We start from the raw sequence: 6668 nt of genomic DNA, 5'->3' as shown, positions 1-6668 counted from the left end.
ATGTCGAAGGCGAGGCCCTGGCCACGCTGGTCGTCAACAAGCTGCGCGGTGGCCTGAAAATCGCCGCCGTCAAGGCGCCGGGCTTTGGTGATCGCCGTAAGGCCATGCTGGAAGACATCGCCATCCTCACCGGTGGCCAGGTCATTTCCGAAGACCTCGGCATCAAGCTCGAGAATGTCGGCCTCAACATGCTCGGCCGCGCCAAGAAGGTGTCGATCTCCAAGGAGAACACCACCATCGTTGACGGCGCCGGCAAGAAGGAAGAGATCCAGGGCCGCGTCGCCCAGATCAAGCAGCAGATCGAAGAGACCACCTCGGACTACGACAAGGAGAAGCTGCAGGAACGTCTCGCCAAGCTGGCGGGCGGCGTTGCCGTCATCCGCGTCGGCGGTGCGACCGAGATCGAAGTCAAGGAAAAGAAGGACCGCGTCGATGACGCCCTCAACGCGACCCGCGCGGCCGTCGAAGAAGGCATCGTTCCCGGCGGCGGCGTCGCCCTGCTGCGCGCTTCGCTGGCCATCACCGTCACTGGCGCCAACTCCGACCAGACCGCCGGCATCGCCATCGTGCGTCGCGCGCTGCAGGCTCCGGCCCGCCAGATCGCGGCCAACGCCGGTGCGGAAGCATCGATCGTTGCCGGCAAGATCCTTGAGAACAAGGGCGCGACCTTCGGTTACAACGCCCAGACCGGCGAATATGGCGACATGATCGCCATGGGTATCGTCGATCCGGTCAAGGTTGTGCGCACGGCTCTGCAGGACGCGGCCTCGGTCGCCGGCCTGCTGGTCACCACCGAAGCCATGATCGCGGAGGCTCCGAAGAAGGAGTCGGTTGGCGGCGGCATGCCGGCTGGTATGCCCGGCGGTGGCATGGGCGGCATGGGCGGTATGGATTTCTAATCCAGCCCTCTATCAACCTACAGCGGAAAGGGCGGCAGCAATGCCGCCCTTTTTTGTGTGCCGAGCATGATCGACAGCTTTAGACGTGCAAGTCCTCTACCCAGCCTGATGGCAGCGAAGCGCAACGGCGTCGTCGTGAGACGGGGTCTGGCCGTGTCCTTTCGTTCAGCCGCTGGTCGAAACTCGTGCTGCCTTCCGCCGTGCCGTGGATCTTTACAGGGCTGCGAGAAGGCCTTGCCAACGGCTGGCAGACCCTGGTTGCGGTAGAACTCATCGCATCGTTCGATGGGCTCCGATTACCTGATGGCCTATGGTCGTCAGCTCTTTCAATTTGAACTCGTTCTTTCGGCCATGATCGTGGTCGGCCTGACCGAATTGGTGATCCACGGCCTGCTCACGATTGCCGAAAACTATCTGCAACGCTGGCGTCCGGAGACCCCACGATCAGCCTGATCACGATTGCAGGTCGGGATAGGCTGTCGCACGGCGCTTCCATCGCACCGCCGGCCTTCCGCTTCATCGGCCGACATATGCGGCCGCTTGCGGTGTCGATGGCGCTGCTCGCGATTTGGGAGTTGCTCGCCCATGCCGGCGCTGCTGACCCACGTTTTCTACCGCGGCTGGAAGAGGTGGCGGCCGCGGCATGGCAGAGTTCAGCCGAGGTGGCCTTGGCTCCAATCTTCTGGCGAGCCTGGAACGTGACCTGATCGGTTTCGTGTGTGGCAGTGTGGCGGAAACGCGTTTGGTCTGGTGATCGGATTTTCCCGCCTCATCGAACGCCTGAGAGGCTCGTGGTCGCGGTTGTATTACCGCTATTACGTGACCTGATCACGTTGACGATGCCAGCACCTTCATTGGCCACTTTCTGGACCATGTACGTCACATCAGGCTCCCCCGCCCGATCGACACGAGCCGGCTCTGTAACCAAGCCGCCGTCATATAGCGGTTCCACGACGGCACTGGCGGCAGTCGTCTTCTCAGCGGCTACAGGTGGACGTTTCAGCATGACGCCAACGAATCCGATGGTGGCAAGGACAGGCAGACCAAGCACCGCTAGAAGCTGTACTCCGCTGGAGTTCGCCTCGGAAGTGGAGCGACAAGGGCCTGATTTGTCTTGCCATGCCACATTGTCAGCACGCTTTTCGAAGCCTCTGAATTCCTTAGTGTCCATCCCAGCTCGACCTCCGACCATCCCCATTTCCGGCTGCCCGCGGCACGGCAGCCCTTGGCCTCTAGCTGCGCTCGAGCGGATCAGCGTGCCGTCTGCCTTCTCTAGCCGATCAAAATGTCTGCACCCATTTGGCAATGGCCGTTTCGCGCAAAAGTATTCCCCCGTGAGCCGACTTTCCGAATTGGCTTAACTTCCAAATCTGTGGCTTTGCCTGCATTGCGGAGCGCGGAGTTCCGACCACTCGCCCAAGGGTATGCCATGGCGTTTCGTCTCTTTGTTCCGATCCTTGCCGGTGCAACGCTGCGCGAGCGGCTGCTCGCCTGCATCGGGGCCATGATCGGCATCGCATTGACTGGCGTGATCAGTGCGCTGGCGAACGGGTCTGGCCCACATGTCGCACTGCTAGTTGCTCCAATGGGAGCATCGGCCGTGCTGCTCTTTGCCGTGCCTTCAAGCCCGCTGGCGCAACCTTGGTCGATTATCGGTGGCAATACGATTTCGGCGCTGGTCGGGGTGATCGTGGCGCATTTCGTGCGTGAACCCGTTCTTGCTACCGGCATTGCGGTGGCGCTGGCCATCGCCGCCATGTCGTTTACGCGCTGCCTGCATCCGCCGGGTGGCGCCGCCGCCTTAACTGCGGTGTTCGGCGGACCGGCCGTCTTCAGTTCCGGCTTGCTGTTTCCCTTCGTTCCGGTAGCGCTGAACTCGATCGTGCTGGTCGCACTCGGCTACGGCATCCATAAACTGTCGCGGCGCAACTATCCACATGTGGCGGCCCCCGCCCTTAAAAGCGCGCATGGAACCATCGATCCGCCGGCGCGGGAGCGGGTCGGCTTCCAGCCCGAGGATATCGATGCCGCGCTCGGCGCGCTGGAGGAAACCTTCGATATCGACCGCAACGATCTTGAGCGGCTGCTGCGGCAGGTCGAGTTGCAGGCGATGGTGCGCTCCCACCGCACCCTGCTGTGCGAGGACATCATGTCGCGCGATGTGATTTCGGTCGATGAACATGCGCCTGCCGACCAGGCGCGTCATTTGCTGCTCGATCACAACATCCGGACGCTGCCGGTGACCGACGCCGACGGCGGGCTGGTCGGTGTAGTTGGCCTGCGCGAGCTGACGAAGGCGACCGACGCGGTGAGGGCTGTGATGTCGAAGGCTGGCACCGCCTCTCCCGATACGCCGGCGATGAGCCTGCTGCCGGTCCTCACCGACGGCCGCAGCCATGCCGTGGTCATCGTCGATGCCGAGCGACGCATTATTGGGCTGATCACCCAGACCGACCTGCTGGCAGCGGCAGCGCGCGTGCACATGGCGGACACAACGCTGGCAGCGGCATAAAATAGTGATCCGGACTTGCTCAATCCGGGAACCCGATGGGGCGCCAATAGGATAGTGGTATTAAGTGCGGCCTTCCGCCTAAGACAATTCCTTTTTACGAGTAGATCAACCCTGAAACGCGACCGCGTGCTCAGGCATCTGGTTCACGTAGGCCAAGTACGACTGCAACAACGGAACACTCTTCAACCTTGCCGGTGGCCAGAGCCAGTCCGCTATGTCGACTAAAGGCGTGCGGACTACAAATGGAACCATCTGGTGGACGGCTCCTCTGCAACGATGGTAGCGCGGTTCGCATGTCCAAGGCTGGCTTGAAGCTCTACGTCGCGGGTTGAATGATCCTTGGCAAGGGTCGCGGCTCAGACGCCGAGGACGCGGTTCGCAATTCCATGCAGGTGGTCCTTTCCTTTGGTTCCTGCATTTCGCCTATGGTGAGGCGCGGCCGACTCCCCTCATGCATCACGCCGACGACCGCCGCTTCCTCGCCGCGCCAAGGGTTTGACTAGGCCGACGATAGACCATGCGATAAGCAATTCCGAAACGATGTGGCTTCCTTGCGCCAAGTCGGCTCTGTCGAACAGCGATGTCAACATGATCCTGAGTTCCGAGGGTTCGCCGCGCATCAATCCTATAACCTTAATGACGTTCCTGACTAGGAGGATGAGGCTGCTCCAACACGTCCACGGTGTTAGGAATTGCCATTGCACGAGTTGATCTCGGACTTCTTCGTCGCGCATCGCCAATTTCCAGCCCAATACCGCGCCTACGCTTGGTACCCCAACCACGCGGCCTATCGCCCTCATGCCCGCTTCGAGGACCCTCCAGGATCGGGCCTGTTCGGATAGGTGTGGGAGGCCGAGGCATCAGAGGGAACGGCCAGACGCTACCATGAGGATGCGCCATTTGCCGAAGAGCCGTGCCGTTACCTTCGCCACTGTGCGGAACGCGGGGCGACCGTCGCTTCAGCCATCAGGCTTTGGGTGTCATTTCTCCCCTGGCGGAGTCCACCGCCCCCGACAAAAAGTCTGACCTTTGCCAGTCTTCTACGGGCAAGCGTTCGCGCCAAAAGTTCAAAGCCGCGTCCATAACATTCAACAATGAAAGTCAGCCTAATCAGATCGAGCAGAAAGTCGTCGATGGCATGTGTGAGCGCGTGAGACTTTTGTTCAAGCTGAAGCAGCAAGGCGCGCGCCTCTTCGATCGCGGCCCGGCAACCGTCTGCGTCTATCAGGAATCAATCCTGTCTAAGATCTGCAAGCCCTCACCTCGCCCCAAGCCAGACCCAGCATCGAACGCCGTTGGAGAGAGTTTCCGACGAAAGAACATCGTCGCGTTTCGCGAAAAGGCATCGCTCGGCAAAGTGCGCGTTGATGAAGCATGCTGCGTCAAACTACAAGCAAGAATCCGGGCTCCACCCAGGTGATGTCTTCGAAGGCGGGGTGAGCCGGCTCGGACATGCGTCTCGGCCGCAACCCTTAATCACGAGGAACTGTGCCGCAAGGCAAACAGTTTCTCTCTATTCTTCTAGCCGCCACGGTTCAGCCTAGATTACATGGGAAACGGCAATAACGGAAAGCAAAGGTTGGCAAAATGAGTAGGGTGGCTGGATCAAATGAAGATTTGGCTGCACCAACGACCTTTGCGCCACTTTTGCAGCCCACCTTTCGGTCGATCTGGCTCGCCACGCAAGTCTCGAGCCTCGGCTGGTTGATGCAGACTGTTGCCATCAGTTGGCTGATGGCTACCATCTCGACTTCCGATCTGATGGTTGCGCTGGTGCAGGCTTCATCGAACCTGCCGGCTTTCATTTTGTCCGTGTTCGCCGGGGTTCTCGCTGACAATTTCAGCCGTCGCAGGGTTATGTTCGCCGGCCGCTGCCTTATGGTGATAGCATCTGCGATGCTGACCGCTGTTGTAGCGCTGGGCTTTGTCGACCCATGGATGATTCTCGGCTTCAGCTTTTTAATCGCATGCGGCGGCGCTCTCAACGATCCCGCCTGGCAGGCGTCGGTTGGCGATATGGTGGACCGGCGCGATGTTCCCGCTGCCGTTACCCTGCTTTCCGTTGGCTTCAACACCGTACGGACCGTGGGCCCGGCGCTCGGCGGCATCGTGGTTGCCTCCTTCGGGCTTTTGGCCGCTTTTACCGTGACCACCCTCACCTATTTGGTACCCTTGGCCACCATATGGCGCTGCAAGTGGAAGGTCCGCTCGTCGCCTCTTCCGCGCGAGTCGATGAGGAGGGCCATCTATGACGGGCTGCGCTTCACGGCGATGTCATCGGAAATCAAAGCGGCGATCGCACGCGGAACCCTCTTTGGCCTGGCGAGCATCGCCATACTCGCGCTGCTGCCGCTGATTGTCCGCGACCAGTTGGGAGGAGGCCCGCTCGCCTATGGCACGCTCATGGCAGGTTTCGGAACAGGCGCGGTCTTCGCCGGCCTCTCCAACAGCCTGTTCAGACGGAGCTTGTCGCAAGAACAGCTGATGAGGCTCTCCTGCGTCGCCTGCGCGGCGTGCTCCCTCTCCCTGGCGCTGACCTCTTCGATCGTCGTGGCGGCAATTGCACTTGCTTTGGGCGGCGCAGGCTGGGTCACTGCCTGGTCCGGGGTTGGCGTGAGCGTGCAGCTGGCAAGCCCGCGCTGGGTCGTGGGGCGCACGATCTCCATCTACTATGCATTGATAGACGGCGGCATAGCGGCCGGCAGCTGGGTGTGGGGCACCGTTTCCCAGAACCATTCGCTGACCTGGGCGCTAGAGGGTTCCGCTGCGGCCCTGCTGCTCGTTGCTGCAGCCGGCGTTCTGTTTCCTCTTCGCGAGCGCCGCGAGTCCGAGCCCGATCCTTTGGAGGAATTCGACGCCCCAGCTGTCGCTCTCAGTTTGAAGCCGAGAAGCGGCCCGATCGTGGTCAAGATCGAATATCTGATAGCCGAGAGAAATGTCGAGGCCTTCCTCGACCTCATGCGGCAGCGGCGTCATGTACACAGCCGCGTCGGTGCTCGGAACTGGACGCTCCAGCGCAACCTTCAGAAGCCTATGCAGTGGACAGAAACGTTCCGAACGCCGACCTGGACCGACTACCTTCGCCTCAATCATCGTCTCACGGAAGTAGACAAGGAACTGGACGAGCGTGTCTTCCAGTTACACGCGGGAGAGAAAGCGCCTCAAATGACGCTTTCGATTGAGCGGCCGACAAGCTCGGCCCGGAAACCCGACCAGTCACTCCTTCACCTTCCCCGTCATTGAAGCCTGACCTTCCC

General features: G+C 60.9%; 7 protein-coding genes. 6 read left to right on the top strand and 1 reads right to left on the bottom strand.

Annotated features, from left to right (window positions below):
- The 3 genes from groEL to NKJ55_RS27715 form a co-directional block, all read left to right on the top strand.
- Positions 1 to 899: chaperonin GroEL (gene groEL, locus NKJ55_RS27725; RefSeq protein WP_352452642.1), on the top strand; the 899-nt coding region annotated here is incomplete at its 5' end.
- A gap of 285 nt (positions 900 to 1184) precedes the next feature.
- The gene (locus NKJ55_RS27720; protein ID WP_352452641.1) at positions 1185 to 1352 is read left to right on the top strand and encodes a hypothetical protein; all 168 of its coding nucleotides are present in this window, start codon (positions 1185 to 1187) and stop codon (positions 1350 to 1352) included.
- Positions 1353 to 1450: 98 nt separating this feature from the next.
- Positions 1451 to 1606, top strand: a complete 156-nt coding sequence (locus NKJ55_RS27715; RefSeq protein ID WP_352452640.1) for a hypothetical protein — start codon at positions 1451 to 1453, stop codon at positions 1604 to 1606.
- A gap of 62 nt (positions 1607 to 1668) precedes the next feature.
- Here NKJ55_RS27715 and NKJ55_RS27710 read toward each other — a convergent pair whose 3' ends face one another.
- Entirely contained in the window at positions 1669 to 2070 is a 402-nt protein-coding gene (locus NKJ55_RS27710; RefSeq protein ID WP_352452639.1) for a hypothetical protein, read from the bottom strand.
- A gap of 258 nt (positions 2071 to 2328) precedes the next feature.
- Between NKJ55_RS27710 and NKJ55_RS27705 the strand changes: the two genes are divergently transcribed.
- The 3 genes from NKJ55_RS27705 to NKJ55_RS27695 all read left to right on the top strand — a co-directional run bounded on the left by NKJ55_RS27705 (position 2329) and on the right by NKJ55_RS27695 (position 6654).
- Positions 2329 to 3411 (top strand): HPP family protein, encoded by a 1083-nt coding sequence (locus NKJ55_RS27705; RefSeq protein WP_352452638.1) that lies wholly within the window; start codon positions 2329 to 2331, stop codon positions 3409 to 3411.
- Between the two features lie 913 nt (positions 3412 to 4324).
- A complete protein-coding gene (locus NKJ55_RS27700; protein WP_352452637.1) occupies positions 4325 to 4831 on the top strand; it encodes a hypothetical protein in 507 nt (168 codons plus the stop codon).
- A 167-nt stretch (positions 4832 to 4998) separates the two neighbouring features.
- The gene (locus tag NKJ55_RS27695) at positions 4999 to 6654 is read left to right on the top strand and encodes an MFS transporter (RefSeq protein ID WP_352452636.1); all 1656 of its coding nucleotides are present in this window, start codon (positions 4999 to 5001) and stop codon (positions 6652 to 6654) included.
- The last annotated feature ends 14 nt before the right edge of the window (positions 6655 to 6668 follow it).

The organism is Mesorhizobium sp. M0106, from assembly GCF_040322715.1.
Classification (GTDB): domain Bacteria; phylum Pseudomonadota; class Alphaproteobacteria; order Rhizobiales; family Rhizobiaceae; genus Mesorhizobium.
This window is presented reverse-complemented; position numbering and strand designations above follow the sequence as displayed.

Coding starts and splice junctions, on each gene's coding strand:
- NKJ55_RS27720 (WP_352452641.1), top strand. CDS start 1,185: ATGGGCTCCGATTACCTGATGGCCTATGGTCGTCAGCTCTTTCAATTT.
- NKJ55_RS27715 (WP_352452640.1), top strand. CDS start 1,451: ATGGCGCTGCTCGCGATTTGGGAGTTGCTCGCCCATGCCGGCGCTGCT.
- NKJ55_RS27710 (WP_352452639.1), bottom strand. CDS start 2,070: ATGGACACTAAGGAATTCAGAGGCTTCGAAAAGCGTGCTGACAATGTG.
- NKJ55_RS27705 (WP_352452638.1), top strand. CDS start 2,329: ATGGCGTTTCGTCTCTTTGTTCCGATCCTTGCCGGTGCAACGCTGCGC.
- NKJ55_RS27695 (WP_352452636.1), top strand. CDS start 4,999: ATGAGTAGGGTGGCTGGATCAAATGAAGATTTGGCTGCACCAACGACC.